This is a genomic window from Acaryochloris sp. 'Moss Beach' (genome assembly GCF_021497025.1).
GTDB classification, from domain to species: domain Bacteria; phylum Cyanobacteriota; class Cyanobacteriia; order Thermosynechococcales; family Thermosynechococcaceae; genus Acaryochloris; species Acaryochloris marina_A.
In genome coordinates this window covers 5,156,469-5,174,093 of sequence record NZ_CP071717.1, presented here as the reverse complement: position 1 = coordinate 5,174,093, position 17,625 = coordinate 5,156,469, and the positions used below count along the sequence as shown (strand labels likewise).

Genomic DNA, 17,625 nt, shown 5'->3' with positions numbered 1-17,625 from the left:
ATTGATAGAGTAGTCCAGGCTCGAACAGCTAAGCCGCAGCAGCAAATTTAATTTTGAGGTAATCCTCTTCCATCTTGGCTCCAGCAGGCTGCATTGCAGCAAGAGCCTGGGGAAGAACAAGATTGCGGCGGTGATTACCAATTCTGATATTTAGCTCGTCAGCCGTTTTGCTCAATTCCACCTGATTTTTGGGAATTCCTGGGAGATACACCTCAAGACTATATTGCCCCTGCTCTTGAACCACCCTCAAGGTCGTTTCCTTGTAATAGACCTGAGTCGGATCTTCTTGGTCATACAGGGTTTCTTTCAGACGTTCTAGGGCTTCTAACCCACACATTTCCTCTTGAAAAAGCGGGACTTCTTTGACGGGTAAAGGCTGAAAGTTATCGTGAATTTCCTGGCGATACTGAGTTTGGTTCTGTTTCCAGTGCATGAAGAAGGGGTCGGAAACATGGTCAGGAATGATCCGATTGGCCACTACCATATCTGTCGAGACGTTGTACAGGCTCAAATAGGCATGGGCTCTTAAGGATTCTTTGATCACCATTTTTTCTGGGTTGGTGACGAGGCGAACTGACGTTTGGGTATTGTTCGTCAATACTTTCTCTAGGGCTTCAATTTGCTCATAGAACTCGTAGGGTGCATCCATCACTTCTTCATCTGGAAGCGAGAATCCTACAATAGGCTTGAAAAAAGGTTCTACCAAGGGCCTAAGGGTCACAGACATCCGCTGGAAGGGTTTGTAGAAGCGGCGCATATACCACCCTCCCACTTCAGGAAGGCTGAGGAGACGCAGGGCTGTTCCGGTCGGTGCAGAGTCAATCACCAAGACATCATAGGTGCCTTCATCATAGTGACGCTTCATCCGCACCAAACTAAAAATCTCATCCATGCCAGGAAGAATGGCCAGTTCTTCAGCCTGAACCCCGTCAAGACCTCTGGCCTGCAGCACCTGGGTAATGTAGCGTTTGACAGCCCCCCAATTCCCTTCTAATTCGAGCAAGGCATCTAGTTCAGCACCCCACAGGTTAGGTTTGACTTCCACGGCTTCATGGCCCAGTTCCATATCGAAGCTATCAGCCAAGGAATGGGCAGGGTCAGTACTAAGAACGAGGGTCTTGTAACCCAGCTCGGCACAGCGGAGTCCGGTAGCAGCAGCAACGGAGGTTTTGCCAACCCCACCTTTGCCAGTCATTAAGATTACGCGCATGGGTTACTTACAATCGCCTTAGGCATCAACACACTAGATTAAACTTAGGTCAAACAACTTAACCTCTCTTTACATTACTCTAATCTATTTAACTCATAGGTGGGGCCAATCTAAGAGAATTCCAGGCATCCAGTTGATGAGGCCAAGAATTCTGGATATGCCAACATCATCAGAGTTGGGTATCTTGGTTCGGTGAAATTAGAAGTCCCCCCTATAACTGCCTCCACTGACTGCTTTCTAAAGTTGATTTTCAGCAAATAGTGAAGGGATAGCTGGAATTTCGTACCATGGAAGATGTACTAAGTTCCCTAAAGTAACGATGTTTTTAACCTGGATGGATTCCAATAGTTGGCTGATCGAGATGGCCGGACAACGGATCCTATTAGATCCTTGGTTGGTTGGACCTTTAGTTTTTGGGAATCAGCCTTGGTTTTTCAAAGGTGAGCGCGCCACAACCCTCGATATTCCCGATTCGATTGATCTCATCTTGCTGTCCCAGGGACTACCCGATCATGCCCATGTCCCTACGTTGAAGCAGTTAGACCACACCATTCCGGTCATTGCTTCTGAAAATGCCACCAAAGTAGTGGAAGAACTAGGCTATACCAAAGTCACTACTATTGCCCATGGTGAGACCATCACTTGGGCAGACCGCCTCCAAATTCAGGCCTTACCCGGCTCACCCATTGGACCATTTCTAGTTGAGAATGCCTTAGTTCTCACTGACCAGGCATCCCAGAGCCGACTCTACTATGAACCCCACGGTTTCCATGCTGCAGCCATCGACCAGCTGGAAGCGGCGGATGTGATTATTGCTCCTATTCAGGATTTAGTACTACCGCTGCTGGGACCTTTTATCCAAGGAGGAGACTTTGCCCTAGAGGTGATCAAGAAGCTCCAACCCCAATTTATTCTGCCGACTGCCTCGGGGGGTGAGGTTGAATACAGCGGCATATTGGACAAATTGCTGACTATGGAAGGTACGATTGATGAATTTCGTGAGCGCCTGGAAGAGAATAGCTGTGAGACCCACGTGCTGAATCCTTCTCCTGGGGAACGCATCGAAGTTCTGCTCTCTTCTTCAGTGCCGAACTAACCATGGTGAAACAGCTTGACGGCAGTGACCTAGTGGTTGACAATCACCAGGAAGGTTGGCTCAGATTATTCTTCCCTCGCTGTAAGTGTTCCTCTGTACAGGAGAGTAGGCATGGATAAACCCAATTATTTTCATTGGTGGCAGAAGTTATCTGTACCCTCTCGCCTCCTAATGATCGGCTTAGCCGCACCGATTTTGGCCCTCAATTTTTGGACTTTAGCGTCTATCTCCAATTACTTTGGGGTGTTAATCGGGATCATTGTCGTGGCGTCGCTGCTGGCATTTCTCCTCAACTACCCGGTGAGCTGGTGCGTTCAGCGGGGACTGCGGCGAGAACCCGCATCGATTATTGTGGCGTTGTTGGCCATTTCCATTCTTTTTGGCATCGGCATTGTCCTGATTCCGATTGCCTTCAATCAGGCGCAACAACTAGCGAATCGTTTACCCGACTGGTTGGAATCAGGCCGCCAGCAGCTGATCTTGCTCAGCCAACAAGTGGAGGAACGAGGGGTCTCTCTAAATCTAGATGTGTTGGCCGTCCAAGCCTTTGATCGGCTCCAGGGCCAACTCCAAACCCTTACCAAAAGTCTGCTCAACATTGCCCTAGGAACGGTCAGCAGCCTTCTAGATATTCTGATCGATGTCCTCGTGACGATTATCCTGACCTTTTATCTCCTTCAGCATGGTGATGCACTCTGGGACAGTTTGATTGATTGGCTTCCCGAAGAAAGTCAACAGCCTGTTTCCGAAACCCTCCGGTCTAGCTTCCAGAATTATTTTATTGGTCAGCTGCTGTTTGGCATCTGTATGACTTCAGTTCTAGTCCCCACGTTTTTAATTCTGAAAGTGCCCTTTGGCCTGCTGTTCGGTCTCACCATTGGCACAATGGCTCTTATCCCTTTTGGAGGAACCGTCGGCATTATCTTGGTGACGTGTTTGGTGACCCTGCAAAATATCTGGCTGGGCCTCAAACTTTTGGCTGCAGCAGTGGTAGTTCAGCAAATTTTAGATAACTTGGTAGCCCCCAAAATCTTGGGAACCATGACAGGGCTAAATCCAGCCTGGGTGTTCATTTCAATTTTGATTGGTGCAAAAGCTGGCGGGTTAATTGGGGTTGTCATTGCGGTGCCGACAGCTGTGGTGATTAAAACAGTGTTGATCAGTTTGCGATCGCGGATGGTATCACCCGATTCTGCATCTACCCCAGATATCCCAGTGGTCTCCGTAGAATCGGAAACCACAGCCCAGCCAGTGTCCCGCATCTCCTAAGCTTCAGTTCTGATTCTCAATCTAAATCTACAGTCTCCCTACAAAAAAGGTATCCAGTCAAAGACCCATTGGAACGATTTCAGGAACGGCATCTTCTGGCTAATGAGCCGATTACCCTGATTGCTCTGCGGCTTGAGTTCAGCGGGAACCGATTGGCTAGGAACCACAGGAGTAGATGGCTGCTGCCAAAACACAATGCTGTCATTCAACGGTTGAACTGTTGTCCCAGGATAATAAAAATTGAGAATTTTAGTCGCTGACCAGCCTAAATTACTGAGGTGATAAGATCCCGTCTGACTCAGGCCCACACCATGTCCAAAGCCCCCACCAATAAAGACATATCCTTTGAGCATTTTCCGAGGTTTAGCCGCCGCCGTTGGACGGGTCGGCTGCACCGATGAAATCGATTCTGGATTGGATTGGGTAACGCCTACTGGAGGAGAAGGTTGAGGTTTAACCGTTTGATACCTGGGCTCCACGTAAAAGAGTAAGCTATTAGGCGCTTCAAATCCCCGTAAAATATCATCCTTGGTTAAGGTCAGACTGCCTAAGTTCGTGGTGACCTGAAGTTTCTGAACCCTGCCACCGTGGGATCTCTCAATCACCTCCAGCTTTTGAATGGTTTTGAAATTAGCCAAGGGATGCTTAGACTGACGTAGAAATTTGCGCAAAAATCCATTGAGTTCGGTGATGGGCGTTTCTGTCTGCCAGCGAAAGGTCTTCCAAGACGCTTCATTAAAACCTTGCTTAAGGTTAATAAAAGCTTTCAAATTCGACTCTTCCGCCAAGCTGCGAGTGGTTAAATCCCATGTCCCTCGGGGTAGGGCATCAATTTTAGCCGTTAGGTAAGGTCGAGGCGTTCCCTCCCAAACCTCCTGAAAAGCAGCCGTCACCCCACCCGTGGTGGAAGAATAGAGGGCATCCACTAATTCATCCTTGTGGGTTAGCACCTGCCCTGTTGTTGCTTTAATAGCACGATCCACAATGGGATCGGTTTTAGCGATTCCTTTATAAACTTGGCATTGGGTATCCGCACATAACTCATACCCATCGATCTGAAAGCGCCTAAGGTTACGTAATGCATAGGTACGGGCAATAATCGTTTGCGCCTCAATGGCGGTTGTGGGTGCATTAAAACCAATTTCATAGGGAACAACCCCCCGAAGATAGGTTTCCGTTGGCACCTTATTCACCAGGGTATAGGTCCCATAGGTATTGGGCTGAAACCTCAAACTGCCGTAGTGCAACGCTTCGCCCACTTGAAACTGCTGTTTCTTGCTGGTGATACTGACAATACTGCGTTTGTACTGAGTCCCATTGGTGACAAAACTAAGCTGAGGCTTGTCACGTAATCGACGCCGATGCAGAAATACATTGTCATAGCCTTGCTGCTTAAGGGTATCGATTAATAAAATCCGATCGGCTGAGGTGGGATATTGATCGCGCTTGGCCCATACCTGCCACTGCTTGGGCTGGGCAATTTCCACCGGAATCCCCAAAGCCTTCAATTCATTCGCTTTAGTTTCGGCTGTCTCAAAACTACGATGAACACTCAAGACCACCCGTTCTTCCCATCGAGGCTGCTTTAAAGGAATGGGCGTAATGGCAAACTCTACTTTATCCGTAGTCAAGGTCTGTAGCTGTTTACCCGTCGTAAATTGAAGCGTCAGCTGATCACCCGGAAGGGCTTGAACCGTCAGTTTATCCGTAGGTTTGCGACCAAAACGCTGCTTAATGCTGACTTTGATGCGGGGATTAAGGGGTCGTGTATTAAGAGCTTGAGCCCATACCCGACCAGAGCTATTCCCATCAGAAGATGTTGTAAATGGCTCCAGTACGACTCCATCGAAGATCAGACACACACTGGCACTTGCCAAAATGGGCACCCACCAACGACGTTTGAATAGTCCTAATGGAGAGGGGAACGGCTGAGCCAAATTTCGAGTCATATTTACGATAGTTCGCGTCATAGGGTTCACAAGAGATTTGCCAGGGTCTATCCAGTCAGTACTGAATTCTGAGTTTGACCGCACTTACGCCTAACAACATTAATTTCAATATCGATTGAGCCTAGGCCACACGTTCAGCAGTCCACCCAAAACTTTTGTTTTTTGAGCAAAATTATTAAGTCAAATAAAGTTTGTTGTAGTTGAGACAAGATAAGAGACAGAATATAAACGTAAAAAACAATCTCTCAAGCACAGTTATTGCCTCCAAAAATGAGTGTCATGCTTCTACAACTCATATAAGTTTTTTCACTAAATATCATTAAAATTGAAACACCACTATTATCCCTTCATTCCAAGACGCAAACAGACCGCAGTGGGTTTCACGCTAACTGAAACTATTGTCCTAGTCGTCATTATTGGTATCTTTGCGACCTTATCCGCTCCCAGTTTTTTGGGTTGGCTCAATCAGAAAAAAGTGGATGATGCTCTCGCCAAAATTGAAGGGGCCATTAAGCAAACCCAAAGAGAAGCCATCAAACGCAGCCAAGATTGTACTGTCACGATTCCAAAAGGGATTGATCAAAGTATTTCTGGAAACTGCCTAGTTACAGGGAGTCGCCAAATTGAAGATGTAACTATCTACTATAACCATTCCGCTCCTCACGATATATCCTTCAACTTCAAGGGATTATATACCCCTCCAGGGACTACACTATGGGTTTCTATCCCTAATAGTTCTGTTAAGCCCAAATGTCTCTCAATCTCTACAGGAATTGGCCTTATGCGTACCGGCAACTATGATTTGGGAGTGGACAAATGCATAAGACCTTAACTCCGCCAGTCAGGCTTGTCTTGCTTTTACCAAGAACTACTTTCCCTGATCGAGGCCGTTCTAATGGCTTTACACTGCCAGAATTATTAGTTGCATCCCTAATTCTGAGCTTGGTGATTACCCTAGCGGGTCTTGGTTTGATTCAGCTCTTGAGAGCCAACGAACGCAATACAGTTGAAGCAGAACGACAGTCGGAACTGAATAGAGCTTTAGACTTTATCGTCAATGATATTAAAACTGCTACGTCGGTATCAGTCAGTGATATTCCTTCGAGACCTAATTATCTAGGAGTGTTTAAGCTAACAAAAGTCGAAGGTGAAGGAGCCACGAGGCAAGAATTTGAATTTGCTTATTATACGGCTCCGAAAAGTGCGAGTGCCATATGGAGAGGACCAAGAACTGTTTATCGCCAGCAAATTGCACCAGCACTGGCTGGACCGTCCACATATGCGTTGGTGGATGCGATCTCAAGCGTAGATCCTACCTGTACAGGCAGCGGGAACAGCCCTTCAACCAGCAAAGGCCTCAAAGTCTTTATCCAAGATAATTCCTACGTCAAGCTCTGCTTAGTCGGTCAGCTCAACGATTCAAGAACATTACTCCTAGAAACTCAGGCTTTCACCAGAGGATCTTAGGAAAACACTAAACACAGGATTTTCTATGTAGAGCACGAGAGAGCCTAAGCTCTCCCACTAACGAAATGGAGGAGAGTATAACAATCCCCCTTTAGTCCACAGTTGATTCTCGCCTCTCGGCACATTCAGTTTAGTAGTGGGACCCAAGTTGCGATCGTAAATTTCACCGTAGTTACCCACATACTTGACCACTCGGGCAGCAAAATCTGGGGTCAGACCTAAGCTGGCTCCCAGATCTTCCTCAATGCCCAAGAAGCGCTTAACGACTGGATCATCACTATTGGCAAACGACTCCAAATTATCTTGTTTAATTCCCAACTCTTCTGCTTCAATTGTGGCATTGACCACCCAGCGGACCACATCAGCCCACTCCACATCCCCATCTGCAACAGCAGGTGCGAGGGGTTCTTTAGATAAGACCTCATCCAGAATGGTATGACTTTTAGGCTTTGGCAGTGAGGTTCGGCGGGAGATGAGCTGGGACCGATCAGAGGTCACACCATCGCAACGACCTTCTGCATAGGCGGCATAGGCAGAATTAATATCTTCGTAAACCACAAGCTTATAGTCCACCTTGCGCTTCCGCATTTGATCCTTTAAATTCTTTTCGTTGGTGGTGCCGGTCTGAGTACAAACCGTCCGATTTTTGAAATCTTTGAGAGTCTTGATACCGCTATCCGCTTTGACCATTATGCGCTGGCCGTCATAAAACACCACAGGTGCAAATGCCATCCGCACTGAACTATCTCGATCAAGGGTCCAGGTCGTATTCCGGCTGAGAACATCCACCTCCCCAGTTTGAACTGCGGCAAATCGTTCTTTGGCATTTAGAGGACGATACTCCACCGCATCAGGATCATCAAATAAAGCAGCTGCGATCGCACGACAGATATCCACATCTAGTCCTGAATAATTGCCTTTTTCATCCACAAAGCTAAAGCCCGGCAACTCGCCGCTGATGCCGCAGCGCACCTTTTTCTGGGCTAAAACTTGCTGCAATCGGCCTCCGGCAGATTCAGAACTACTACAGCTTCCCAGGGCCAATGCCACCAGAAGACCTGCACAGAGAAAAGAAATTTTTCTGATCATAAAAGATGTCGTGCGTATGTTCTACAGACTTTCCATTAAGGGCAACCATCAGCATGGGTCCCACACTTAGCCTACAACCTTAAATCCCAGAAGATCATAGAAATCAGGATCTGTGCTCGGTGAAAAAACGAGTCACAAAAAAAGTCTGAACAATACTCCCAGCCCTAGAGAGTTCAGCGAGTCGCTGACACTACATCGAGTAAAGGCTTGGCACGATCATAGTAGTGCCCTTGAGCATAATCAATGCCCACACTTGAGATCGCATCCAGAACGACATCAGACTCCACATGTTCCGCAATCGTCTGCATCCCCATCACCTTAGCCACATTATGAATCGACTCGACAATACCCCGAGAAATCTGATCTTGGGCAATATCTCGGACCAGCAACCCATCGATTTTCACAAAATCGACGGGTAGATGTTTCAAATTCATAAAGGCAGACATATCACTGCCAAAATTATCTAGAGCGATCTGACATCCCATTGATTTGAGAAAACGGCTCAATTCCACCGCCGATGTCAAATGACTCAGGGCTACGTTTTCAGTCACCTCAAAACAGAATCGCTGCACATGACGATTAGAATGAGAGAACTGTTTATCCAAAAACTCAAACAGCTCTCCATTTCGGCAGGTTGCACTCGACAGGTGAATAAAGAACCGAGCATCCAGCTCATCCAAAGAGGGCATCGTTTCCAGGTTAGCCAGCAAGTTTTTGATCACCCATCGATCAATCCGAGTCATAAAGTCATACTGTTCCACCATGGGTAAAAACAAACTGGGGGAACAAACAATACCAGGCTGATCCTGTAACCGCAATAGAATCTCATAACTGCAAGCCTTTTGCCCCCGACTCAGGGGGTAAATGGGCTGAGCATAGAGCTGGAATTGGTCCTTGTCTAAAGCCTTTAATAATCGGCTCACCCAATGCAAGGTCTGGTTGGAGTGCAAGTCTGGATCTGCACAACCCGTATGATGAATCTGGACTCGATCTTTCCCTTGTTCGCGAGCAAAATGGAGGGCTTGATGCACTGCTTCAATCAGCAATGAAGGCGCAACCTTTGCCCGAGGAATTTGACAAGCCACCCCTAAACTCAGGGTGATCGGAGAATTCGTTACACCGAGCCCTTCAGGAGGAAACGGCACTGACCTTACCCCCGTGCGGATCGCTTCTGCGAGATAGGTTGCACCGGCTAAATCTGTGTTGGGCAGCAGAATCATAAAGGTTTGCCCACTATAGCGAGCCACACAATCAGCAGGGCGTCTGGCGACTTTGGCAATCTCCTCAGCAACTCGCTGCAAGCAGTAATCGCAAGCTTCAGCCCCATGTTGCTCTTGATAGGCCGGCAGATTATCAATTTCACACAGGACCAACGATAAATGAGAACCTTCTCGCGTCAAGCGGTTCCATTCCGACAGGTAAACTTCATCAAACCGGCAGCGGTTAAATACTCGGGTGACCTTGTCCACTTCCGCTAGTCGTTCTAGCTCCTGTTGAGCAATTTTTAGCTGTCGTGTTAGAGCATCAAGGGTGAGATCTCGATACCCAATCTCAACAGATTGATGCGGTTGTTTCAGGGCATATTGAACCGAACGGCAAAGAGATGTGCTATCGAACTGCCCTTTTACTAGAAAATCTAATGCTCCTTTTTGTAGAGCCTCCTCCACCACGGATTGATCTGTATTGCCGCTTAAAATAATGAGCGGCTTGGCTGGAAAAGCTTGATGTACCTGATAAAACGTCTCTAATCCTTGAGCATCAGATAAACACAAATCCAACAGGATTAAGTCAATGCCCTCCCTATGATTGAGAAGATTAATGCCATCAGACAAGGTCTTGCTGCGCTCAATCTGGACAGGGAAAGCCTGCTTGACTGCCAAGTATCTGCGCACAAGCTCCGCATCTTGATCATCATCCTCAATCATCAAGATCTGCGTACTAGCCTGCATACCAACCCCCCCGATGTTGCCATCACGTTTCACAACTGAATATCAATCGATAAACCAACCCAAACAAGATAAATGTGTGGTCGATCTAAATTTTTCAAATAAACCTTAGCTAAAATTTTGTCTTTTTGCCTCTGTATCTCTAGATTCTTCCCAATAACCAGCTCATACTCTATTTCATTAAGAGATTGTTACGCTTGGCTGCTAATGGTCATGCAGGAACTTGAAGTAAGTTTAGAGTCATACCTCTTGGATGGAGTGAAACCTTAATTTAGCCCAGTTTTTTTCGTCACAGGAGGCTAAATCCTAGGTGCATTTGAATCCACCCAATCATATTGCCCCATTTGCGGCACTAAACTAAAACGCCCCAATTTATCATGAATAAATTGGGGCGTTTTATGGAGCCATTCATTGCTGAAGGCAAGCGCGAATAACATCCTCGGCCCCCCCTTGAATGAGCCCGATCGGAACGTCCAATTCATCAGACAACTCCGCGACAGTCATATCATCCAGGAATTGAGTGGTCCCATACTTCAGCATTAAGGTTGGTAAGAGCAACCTATCCCCCAAGGATTGATGACGCAAACCCGACAAAATATCTTGTCCGGTCAGAAGTCCCGTCACGGTCATCGTCTGCCCCCAATAATCACTCCGAAGAGGTGCGAGAGTCACCGTCAGGCCTTGCACCTGATTTAAGCGCTGAACAATGGGCTGAAAAGCCTGTTCCACCGTATTTCCCACGACCCAGGTCAAACGTTTCGCGGCAGGGATATGGGAGGGTAAAGATTCAGCCGCCCGATCAAACTGGGACAGAAATTGCCGAATTGAACCCACGCCATTATCAATTTGCGGATATTCTCCGTAATGGCTTTCAGGGGGCAAATCTTGTCCTGCTATTAAAAACCACTCGTCCGCTAACCAAGCAAAGGTTGTCCCGAACTGACTTTGAAACTGGGTCTGTAGCTGCTGGACCTGATGAATCACAGTTAAGGCATCGGTCGGTTCGACCGGCTTCAACTCATCTTCTGGGGGGCGAAATCGGGTTAAGCCTACGGGTACAACAGCGATGGATGACACCGCAGGCACCTCGGACTGATGGAATTGAGCCAAATCCAGGATGGTTTGCTGCAAGATTTCACCATCATTGATGCCAGGGCAAACCACAACTTGAGCATGAATCTGGAGTCGTCGCTGCTGGAACCACTGCAGTTGGTCCAGAATTTGGCCTGCCCGGAGATTTTTCAGCAGCCGTATGCGCACATCTGGATGAGTCGCATGCACGGACACATAAAGCGGAGACAAGCGCATCGCCTCAATGCGGTCCCATTCATGGGGGGGGATATTGGTCAGGGTTAAATAACTGCCGTACAAAAAGCTGAGACGATAATCGTCATCTTTTAGGTAAAGACTGGATCGCAGCCCCGGAGGCTTTTGATCGATAAAGCAAAAGGGACAGTGATTATTACACTGAATCAGTCCATCAAACAGGGCCGTCTCAAACTCTAGTCCCAGTTCAGAATCAAAATCTTTTTCGATTTCCACCTGATGGGGGCGACCTGCGGCGTCCAAAACCTCAAGAGTCAGGTATTCATCTGCACAGAAGAATCGATAGTCAATTAGATCGCGAGGCACCTCGCCATTAATGGACACCAGGCGATCTCCCGGTTCAAATCCCACTTCTGCTGCGATCGAATCGGGGACCACCGCTGAAATTAAAGCTGGCTGAATTGATGACTTACTCATTCACGGATTGATGGGGCTTAACCGCCAAACGCTCAGTCGATCTTAGCGCCTAATACGCTAGCTAGCAGAGCTTGTTGAGTATGCAGGCGATTCTCGGCCTGATCCCACACTCGAGACTGTGCGCCTTCCATTACGTCTGCTGTAATTTCTTCTCCGCGATGGGCCGGAAGACAGTGGAGAACAATGGCATTGGCATCCGCCTGAGCCAAAAGAGACTCGTTCACTTGATAGGGCTGAAAGATGGGAATCCGATTACTGGCCAAATCTTCTTGGCCCATACTGGCCCAGACATCGGTATAGAGGGCGTGAGCCCCATCGACGGCTTCCTGGGGGTCAGTGGTGATCAGTACGGAACTGCGATCGCCCGCCAGTATCTTAGCTTTCTCAACAAAATCAGGGAGGGGCTGATAGTCCGGAGGGGTGGCTACTCGAATATTTACCCCGACTAGGGCACATCCCAGCAGCAGGGAATGGGCGACATTGTTGCCATCCCCCAAATAGGTGAGAGTCAATCCTTCTAGCTGCCCAAACGCCTCTTGTAGAGTGAGTAAATCCGCAAAGATCTGACAAGGATGTTCTAAATCTGTCAGGGCGTTAATTACAGGAATCGAAGCATAGTTCGCAAAGGTACTCAAATCCTGCTGCTCATAAGTGCGAATCGCCAGTACGTCTAAGTAGCGATCTAAGACTCTAGCCGTATCTTCTAACGGCTCACCCCGCCCCACCTGGGTGGCATCCGGTCTAAGATCAATCACCTGCCCCCCTAGACGGTACATGCCGACAGAAAAGCTGACCCGGGTGCGAGTAGAAGCCTTAGTAAACAGCAAACCCAATACCTTGGGACAATGGGGTTTGACCTGCCCTGCCTTGATTTGAGCCGCCAGCTCCAACAAACCATACATTTCTGGGCTCGTTAAGTCTGCTAAACCTAGCAGATCTCTCCCTTTAAGACTTGCAGTATCGGTAGACATAGACTCTATATCAGGCTTGGGGGACTACAACAGCTAAGGCACCAAAATAGCGGAAACATCCAGAATACCTTATTCAAGCGAGCCCTGTCTTTCCAGTTATTCCCCTGGAGCCTCTTCTGGCGGAACAGGTGCAAGCTCAGGTGGTAGTGAAGATTCAGGCTGTACAGTTTGCTCAGGGACTGGTGCAGGTTTAGGGGCCACTGGAAGAGGTACAGGTGAAGAGAGCTGAGCCCCTGAGGGCTTGGCTTTTGGAGGCACAACCTTTGGAGAAGGCTGGACCGGTGGCTTTACCTTGAGAACATCAGGTTGTGGCTTGGGCTTAGCGGGGGCTTCTTTCGGGGTATAGCGGGGTTGATCCAGACGTTTCACCAGTTTCTTGATGGTCTCAAGGGCAGCCTTGTTTTTCCCCGTCCGCTGCTGGGCCCAGACTAGGGCTGTCTTCGGATCGTCCTGTACATGTCGCATAAGGGTACCCCATGCGATCGCATCTTGATTCTTGGGATTCACCTTTAAAAAGGCTTCCACTCGCGCAGATAAACGCCCCGGATCGGCAGCCAATAAAGCCCTAACTTCTACCGGATCCGTCTGGGGAGATTGAAAGAACTTCAGGGCCGCACTCCATTCTCCATTCACCAGCCGTGCCACAATCGTTTGCACTCGACTCGCCGAAATTTGTTGAGCTTGAGACTTGGCTATAGTCGCATGGAGATTGATATAGTCCAGCTGGGCTTGGGCCTTGGGAGACCATCGACGCGACTGCTGTTTTTTGACAGTCAACAACCGCTTTTGGGCTGGAGACCATAAGCCACTCCGAGCCAACAATAAACTTTGGGTATAGCCCGGATCAGCAAAGGCAGGCTTGGCTAAGGAGATATGTTCGACCTGCAAGTCCCCTGTTGGGGCAGGATGAAGCCAATACACTGCATATTGTGGTTCTAGACCCACCGTTTGTTTGACAACTAATTCTGGCCGCTGATCACCCGTCACCTGACGCCATTGAGGAGACTCGCCCGATGGACTCGCCCAATTCAACATCAAAACAAGCCGGGCCTCATCCGGATGAAAATACAACACTTGGCCATAGGTAGCCGTTGCACTTCCTTCACTCCTCAGCCCCGTCAATCGTAACCAAGCTCCTGGCTTGGGGGCAGGATTATAAACTTCGACCCGAGATAAATTGAGAGGCCGGGTTGACCCTGTCACTAAGCGCGGGTTACGGGCTAAGCTAACCAGTTGTTCTTCCATGGGGCCATGCACCGTCATCCGATCCAGCAAACGGTAATAGCGTTTGCCCTGGAACAGTCGTAGGAGAGATGGCAGCTTTAAAGAACGATATACCTGCAAAGACTGGAGTTGCTGGCAGGGACCCTGAGCACAGCTCTTGTTATAAGTTGGGATCAAAATATCTTTGGTCGCCGTCAGCGGACTGTTGGCATTGCCATCAGCCGCTAGCACAATGGGCTTTCCTGGCGACTGTTTCTGATCCTGGAGACGCTTTAAAATTTGCTGCAGGGTGCGGGGTTGATGAGCAGCCGTTTGCTTCCCTTTTGTCGTTGGCAAATACTGATTCAACCAAAAAGCCACGTCTGGATCCGTAATCACTTGGTAACTCAACCAAGCTAATCCCACTACAGTGGTAGTGATACCAGCCAACAGCAACAAATTCAGGCTAGACCGGAGTTTCGCCAGCAGTCGAGGGGACTGAGCACGAGCAGATTGGGTAGGAGTATGCGGGGCTGTAGGCACGTAAACGACTTTGCCGTTTCGCACCTGGCGAGAAAATTTTTGATTAGTGCTCACTTCAGACGCTAAAAACTATATCCAGACTCTTCGAGGCGATGACGGAAGTCAGTCAGAATACCCATGAGATCTTGTTGGCCTGCGACAGGCATGAGATCAATCAATGGCAGTTTGCATTTACCACCCCCCAGTGGCACAGAAACATCTGACAACACTTGCAGGATCTGGGGTTCCTCCAACAATCCGTTTTCCAAAAGGTTACAAAATTGCTCTGCTAATGACTGATGCAGATGGGCATCACTCAGAAAGAGATGCCATTTGGCCACATCAATATAGATTTTTTCACCAATATCTGCGGCGAGGGCTTCTACGTCTACAGTTGCAATTTGGTCTGCCATAGCTTAGGGTACCCCTATTTTTCAGGGCCATTAAGGTGAACTCGAAGTTTCACCAGATTGTCTTTTCTAGAATAACCCCTGATTATTAATTCGCCATGCTAGGGCTTCTGTCCCAAGCTCGATAGTGGCTAATCCCTCGGAAATATATCGAACTAATTTCGTAGCCAACACAACCCATCATTACCGAAGTTCAAAAGGCTTCAGCTTTTGATCGAGCAGTTGTTGAATGCGATCGGCTTTATTTTGAAGTGATTCGACTTGGCCACCTAAGAGTTGCTTTGATTTCAGATGATCCTGCTGGGCTTGAGCATCATTTCCATCAAGCTTATGAGCAAGTCCTCGATTGAAATAGGCTTCAGCATAGTCAGGGTTCAAGGCAATAGCTTGGTCATACTGAGCGATCGCATCTTTGTATTGCTGTAATTCATAAAAAGCATTGCCACGACTGTTGAAGGCAAAAGCATTTTGGGGATTGAGGTCGATGGATTGATTTAGATCTGCGATCGCACCTTGGTAATTCCCCCCTTGAAACTTATTCGTGCCTTGCAAATACAAGTCATCCGAGGTTAATTCAACTCCCCCAGTTGCCACATTTCCTGAAAATCCTAAATCAGGATTAATCGTGCCCACGGAACTTAAAAAGGTATTGATGGGAATCCCTAGATTAAATCCTGTCTTCACGTACACCGTTTCAGTTCGTTTAACCTGCCGTTCTCCATCCGCTCGCCCATGAATGCCAATCAGTTGGCCTTGGCTGTCTAAAACAGACCCACCACTCATCCCCGGTAAGGTGTTGTTGCTATAAACCAATCCGTAGCCATCTGCCAAAGGGCGTTTAGCGTTTGCCGTTACCTTCCCTTCAGAAAAGTTCCAAATGGGAGCGGTGATAGCAGCAGTCGGCATGGGAAATCCAGAGACATAAATAGATTCTCCTGCCCTTACATTAGATGAGTCTCCCAACTTTGCGACTTGATAAGGCTTGGAGCTGGTGAATTCAACCAGTGCTAAATCAATTCCAGGAAATTTTTTAACGGTACTGTAGGCCAAGGGATACCGTGAATCATCATCAGTCACTACATCATATTCATCTGCTGTGGCCACCACATGGGCCGCTGTCAATACGGTGTAAACATCATCTTGACGTTTGATAATCACCCCTGAACCTGAGTTTTGACCATCGATACGGACGGTAACGGCTTCTGCGATCGCACTCACTTCCGCTGAATTCAATGCCTGGGCACTATAAAAAGGAGCGGCAACAATTGCAGTAATTACTACAGGGACGAGTGGATGGATAAATTTCATTGATGACAATTCTGGAAAAAATCAAAAAAACTTATCCTATTCCCTAGCACATCTGTATTAAAGATCACACCTTTTTTTACAGTATATTTGTACTAAAAGAAATACATCTCTGCCATTATTCATAGCAAAAACCGAATCGCAATGATTACAAATCTGCTTCTAATTGCGCTTTAGATATCACTAATGGAAGCTATCAGATAAATATATTCCACTTCTTGGAATTAAAAAGATTTTAAACGCAAATAACTGTAAAAATAGCTAAATTCAATGGATAAGTTTACCAAAAAACTGGAGATACTAGAAGAGCTTATTTTTCCAGAAGAAATGTATGAAGACGATGACTACTATGAAGACTATACAGAAGCTCAAAAACTAATCCGAGAGATGATTTCATCTTTTTCCAGCGTGAAAAACATGGAAAGCCTAGCGCGCTTCTTCAAAATCATCATTTGTGCTGTCGGAGACTTTAAAACCTGTGATTTATACAACCAAATCACTGATTGGGGGATGAAGATTTACATTCAGGCTAAATCCCAAAAATCACCCAATCAAGTCAAAATAGCGGCCTACTTGACTTCTTGGTTAGATCATAAACTTGAGTTTTTTGAAGGCCCCGACCCCACCAAAGAAGTCAGGCTATCCTTAGCACTCCACGCCGATTTAGTTCTCAGCAACAACCCTGGTGCCCAGCACCATTCTAGAGGAAGACACTATCAGGGATATTCAACTTATGCTTTGATAGTTGGGCTCGCAGATAAAAATTATCAATTAATCAATCAGTCGATTATTTTTCAAAAATGGGCTCTAGATCGTGAAAGTGCTAATACTTCACGTCCGTATTCCTGCATTGAATATATAGTCACATTGAAGAAGAGAGCCCTCGCGTCCAAACTTATGTCAGCCTACAAATTTGACAACGATACCTATTCAGGATACTTGGACGAGATAGACCTACTACTACAAGAGGTAGCAGAGAAATTTAAACACATTGGAACTGACTTTGATAAGGAATACACAAAAGGACTACAGGATAAATTTAAGACTTATTTGCCTTAACTCATTTACCCTTCAGTGGACTCACCGGATTCTTCGGCAAGCTTATCCTTATCTTTTTTGAAAATAGGTTTGGTATCATCTGCATCGCTGTAATCTGCGATGGCCAATACATAGATAGCCTGCAGGCCAATAAATCCTAACCAGCCTAAGGTTAAGCCCTTCAGCCAAGGCCAATCCTGATACATCAGCAACTTAAAAAACCACAGGGACGAAGCGGCAGTCGCATAAATGGCAATATTAAATGCCAAATTGACGCGATCGCCAAAGCGACGATAAGCAGTATCATTCTTGCGATCGGGTTCTCGGGGCCAAAATGGCGGCATAGGAACGCTCTACTCTGGTTGCATCTATCCTGGGGTTGTCTTCAGATTCTATTACAGGGGCAT

General features: G+C 47.2%; 15 protein-coding genes. 5 read left to right on the top strand and 10 right to left on the bottom strand.

Features of this window, described 5'->3' with window-relative positions; translation table 11 throughout:
• Window positions 1-28: 28 nt before the first annotated feature.
• On the bottom strand, window positions 29-1,210 hold the full coding sequence (locus HRE53_RS24395) for a TRC40/GET3/ArsA family transport-energizing ATPase (protein ID WP_212665659.1): 1,182 nt from the start codon (window positions 1,208-1,210) through the stop codon (window positions 29-31).
• Between the two features lie 319 nt (window positions 1,211-1,529).
• Here HRE53_RS24395 and HRE53_RS24390 point away from each other — a divergent pair, with 319 nt between their 5' ends.
• Together HRE53_RS24390 and HRE53_RS24385 are read left to right on the top strand one after the other, a co-directional pair.
• Window positions 1,530-2,306, top strand: coding sequence for an MBL fold metallo-hydrolase (locus tag HRE53_RS24390; protein ID WP_235108290.1), 777 nt, complete (start codon window positions 1,530-1,532; stop codon window positions 2,304-2,306).
• A 111-nt stretch (window positions 2,307-2,417) separates the two neighbouring features.
• A complete protein-coding gene (locus tag HRE53_RS24385; protein WP_212665657.1) occupies window positions 2,418-3,575 on the top strand; it encodes an AI-2E family transporter in 1,158 nt (385 codons plus the stop codon).
• A gap of 38 nt (window positions 3,576-3,613) precedes the next feature.
• On the opposite strand, the gene HRE53_RS24380 is transcribed toward HRE53_RS24385, so the two are convergent.
• Complete coding sequence (locus HRE53_RS24380) at window positions 3,614-5,545, bottom strand: SpoIID/LytB domain-containing protein (RefSeq protein WP_235108289.1); 1,932 nt, start codon at window positions 5,543-5,545, stop codon at window positions 3,614-3,616.
• Between the two features lie 352 nt (window positions 5,546-5,897).
• Between HRE53_RS24380 and HRE53_RS24375 the strand changes: the two genes are divergently transcribed.
• Together HRE53_RS24375 and HRE53_RS24370 are read left to right on the top strand one after the other, a co-directional pair.
• Complete coding sequence (locus tag HRE53_RS24375) at window positions 5,898-6,356, top strand: Tfp pilus assembly protein FimT/FimU (RefSeq protein ID WP_235108288.1); 459 nt, start codon at window positions 5,898-5,900, stop codon at window positions 6,354-6,356.
• Entirely contained in the window at window positions 6,341-6,991 is a 651-nt protein-coding gene (locus HRE53_RS24370) for a type II secretion system protein J (protein ID WP_235108287.1), read from the top strand. Before HRE53_RS24375 ends, HRE53_RS24370 begins: the two co-directional genes overlap by 16 nt.
• A gap of 57 nt (window positions 6,992-7,048) precedes the next feature.
• Here HRE53_RS24370 and HRE53_RS24365 read toward each other — a convergent pair whose 3' ends face one another.
• From HRE53_RS24365 to HRE53_RS24335, 7 genes are all read right to left on the bottom strand, one after another.
• On the bottom strand, window positions 7,049-8,080 hold the full coding sequence (locus HRE53_RS24365; RefSeq protein WP_235108286.1) for an amino acid ABC transporter substrate-binding protein: 1,032 nt from the start codon (window positions 8,078-8,080) through the stop codon (window positions 7,049-7,051).
• A 173-nt stretch (window positions 8,081-8,253) separates the two neighbouring features.
• Complete coding sequence (locus HRE53_RS24360) at window positions 8,254-10,029, bottom strand: EAL domain-containing protein (RefSeq protein WP_235108285.1); 1,776 nt, start codon at window positions 10,027-10,029, stop codon at window positions 8,254-8,256.
• Between the two features lie 405 nt (window positions 10,030-10,434).
• Window positions 10,435-11,769: a TIGR03279 family radical SAM protein gene (locus tag HRE53_RS24355; RefSeq protein WP_235108284.1), complete on the bottom strand. Its 1,335-nt coding sequence runs from the start codon at window positions 11,767-11,769 to the stop codon at window positions 10,435-10,437.
• A gap of 32 nt (window positions 11,770-11,801) precedes the next feature.
• The gene (gene argF / locus HRE53_RS24350; protein WP_235108283.1) at window positions 11,802-12,740 is read right to left on the bottom strand and encodes an ornithine carbamoyltransferase; all 939 of its coding nucleotides are present in this window, start codon (window positions 12,738-12,740) and stop codon (window positions 11,802-11,804) included.
• A 96-nt stretch (window positions 12,741-12,836) separates the two neighbouring features.
• Entirely contained in the window at window positions 12,837-14,540 is a 1,704-nt protein-coding gene (locus HRE53_RS24345) for a hypothetical protein (protein ID WP_235108282.1), read from the bottom strand.
• Between the two features lie 8 nt (window positions 14,541-14,548).
• Window positions 14,549-14,878 (bottom strand): DUF3181 family protein, encoded by a 330-nt coding sequence (locus tag HRE53_RS24340; RefSeq protein WP_235108281.1) that lies wholly within the window; start codon window positions 14,876-14,878, stop codon window positions 14,549-14,551.
• A 180-nt stretch (window positions 14,879-15,058) separates the two neighbouring features.
• On the bottom strand, window positions 15,059-16,183 hold the full coding sequence (locus tag HRE53_RS24335; RefSeq protein WP_235108280.1) for a trypsin-like peptidase domain-containing protein: 1,125 nt from the start codon (window positions 16,181-16,183) through the stop codon (window positions 15,059-15,061).
• A 267-nt stretch (window positions 16,184-16,450) separates the two neighbouring features.
• Here HRE53_RS24335 and HRE53_RS24330 point away from each other — a divergent pair, with 267 nt between their 5' ends.
• The gene (locus HRE53_RS24330; RefSeq protein WP_235108279.1) at window positions 16,451-17,239 is read left to right on the top strand and encodes a hypothetical protein; all 789 of its coding nucleotides are present in this window, start codon (window positions 16,451-16,453) and stop codon (window positions 17,237-17,239) included.
• 5 nt (window positions 17,240-17,244) lie between these two features.
• Here HRE53_RS24330 and HRE53_RS24325 read toward each other — a convergent pair whose 3' ends face one another.
• On the bottom strand, window positions 17,245-17,562 hold the full coding sequence (locus HRE53_RS24325; protein ID WP_235108278.1) for a hypothetical protein: 318 nt from the start codon (window positions 17,560-17,562) through the stop codon (window positions 17,245-17,247).
• Between the last annotated feature and the right edge of the window lie 63 nt (window positions 17,563-17,625).

Coding starts and splice junctions, on each gene's coding strand:
- HRE53_RS24340 (WP_235108281.1), bottom strand. CDS start 14,878: ATGGCAGACCAAATTGCAACTGTAGACGTAGAAGCCCTCGCCGCAGAT.
- HRE53_RS24370 (WP_235108287.1), top strand. CDS start 6,341: ATGCATAAGACCTTAACTCCGCCAGTCAGGCTTGTCTTGCTTTTACCA.
- HRE53_RS24360 (WP_235108285.1), bottom strand. CDS start 10,029: ATGCAGGCTAGTACGCAGATCTTGATGATTGAGGATGATGATCAAGAT.
- HRE53_RS24365 (WP_235108286.1), bottom strand. CDS start 8,080: ATGATCAGAAAAATTTCTTTTCTCTGTGCAGGTCTTCTGGTGGCATTG.
- HRE53_RS24385 (WP_212665657.1), top strand. CDS start 2,418: ATGGATAAACCCAATTATTTTCATTGGTGGCAGAAGTTATCTGTACCC.
- HRE53_RS24330 (WP_235108279.1), top strand. CDS start 16,451: ATGGATAAGTTTACCAAAAAACTGGAGATACTAGAAGAGCTTATTTTT.
- HRE53_RS24325 (WP_235108278.1), bottom strand. CDS start 17,562: ATGCCGCCATTTTGGCCCCGAGAACCCGATCGCAAGAATGATACTGCT.
- HRE53_RS24355 (WP_235108284.1), bottom strand. CDS start 11,769: ATGAGTAAGTCATCAATTCAGCCAGCTTTAATTTCAGCGGTGGTCCCC.
- HRE53_RS24390 (WP_235108290.1), top strand. CDS start 1,530: ATGTTTTTAACCTGGATGGATTCCAATAGTTGGCTGATCGAGATGGCC.
- HRE53_RS24380 (WP_235108289.1), bottom strand. CDS start 5,545: ATGACGCGAACTATCGTAAATATGACTCGAAATTTGGCTCAGCCGTTC.
- HRE53_RS24395 (WP_212665659.1), bottom strand. CDS start 1,210: ATGCGCGTAATCTTAATGACTGGCAAAGGTGGGGTTGGCAAAACCTCC.
- argF (WP_235108283.1), bottom strand. CDS start 12,740: ATGTCTACCGATACTGCAAGTCTTAAAGGGAGAGATCTGCTAGGTTTA.
- HRE53_RS24335 (WP_235108280.1), bottom strand. CDS start 16,183: ATGAAATTTATCCATCCACTCGTCCCTGTAGTAATTACTGCAATTGTT.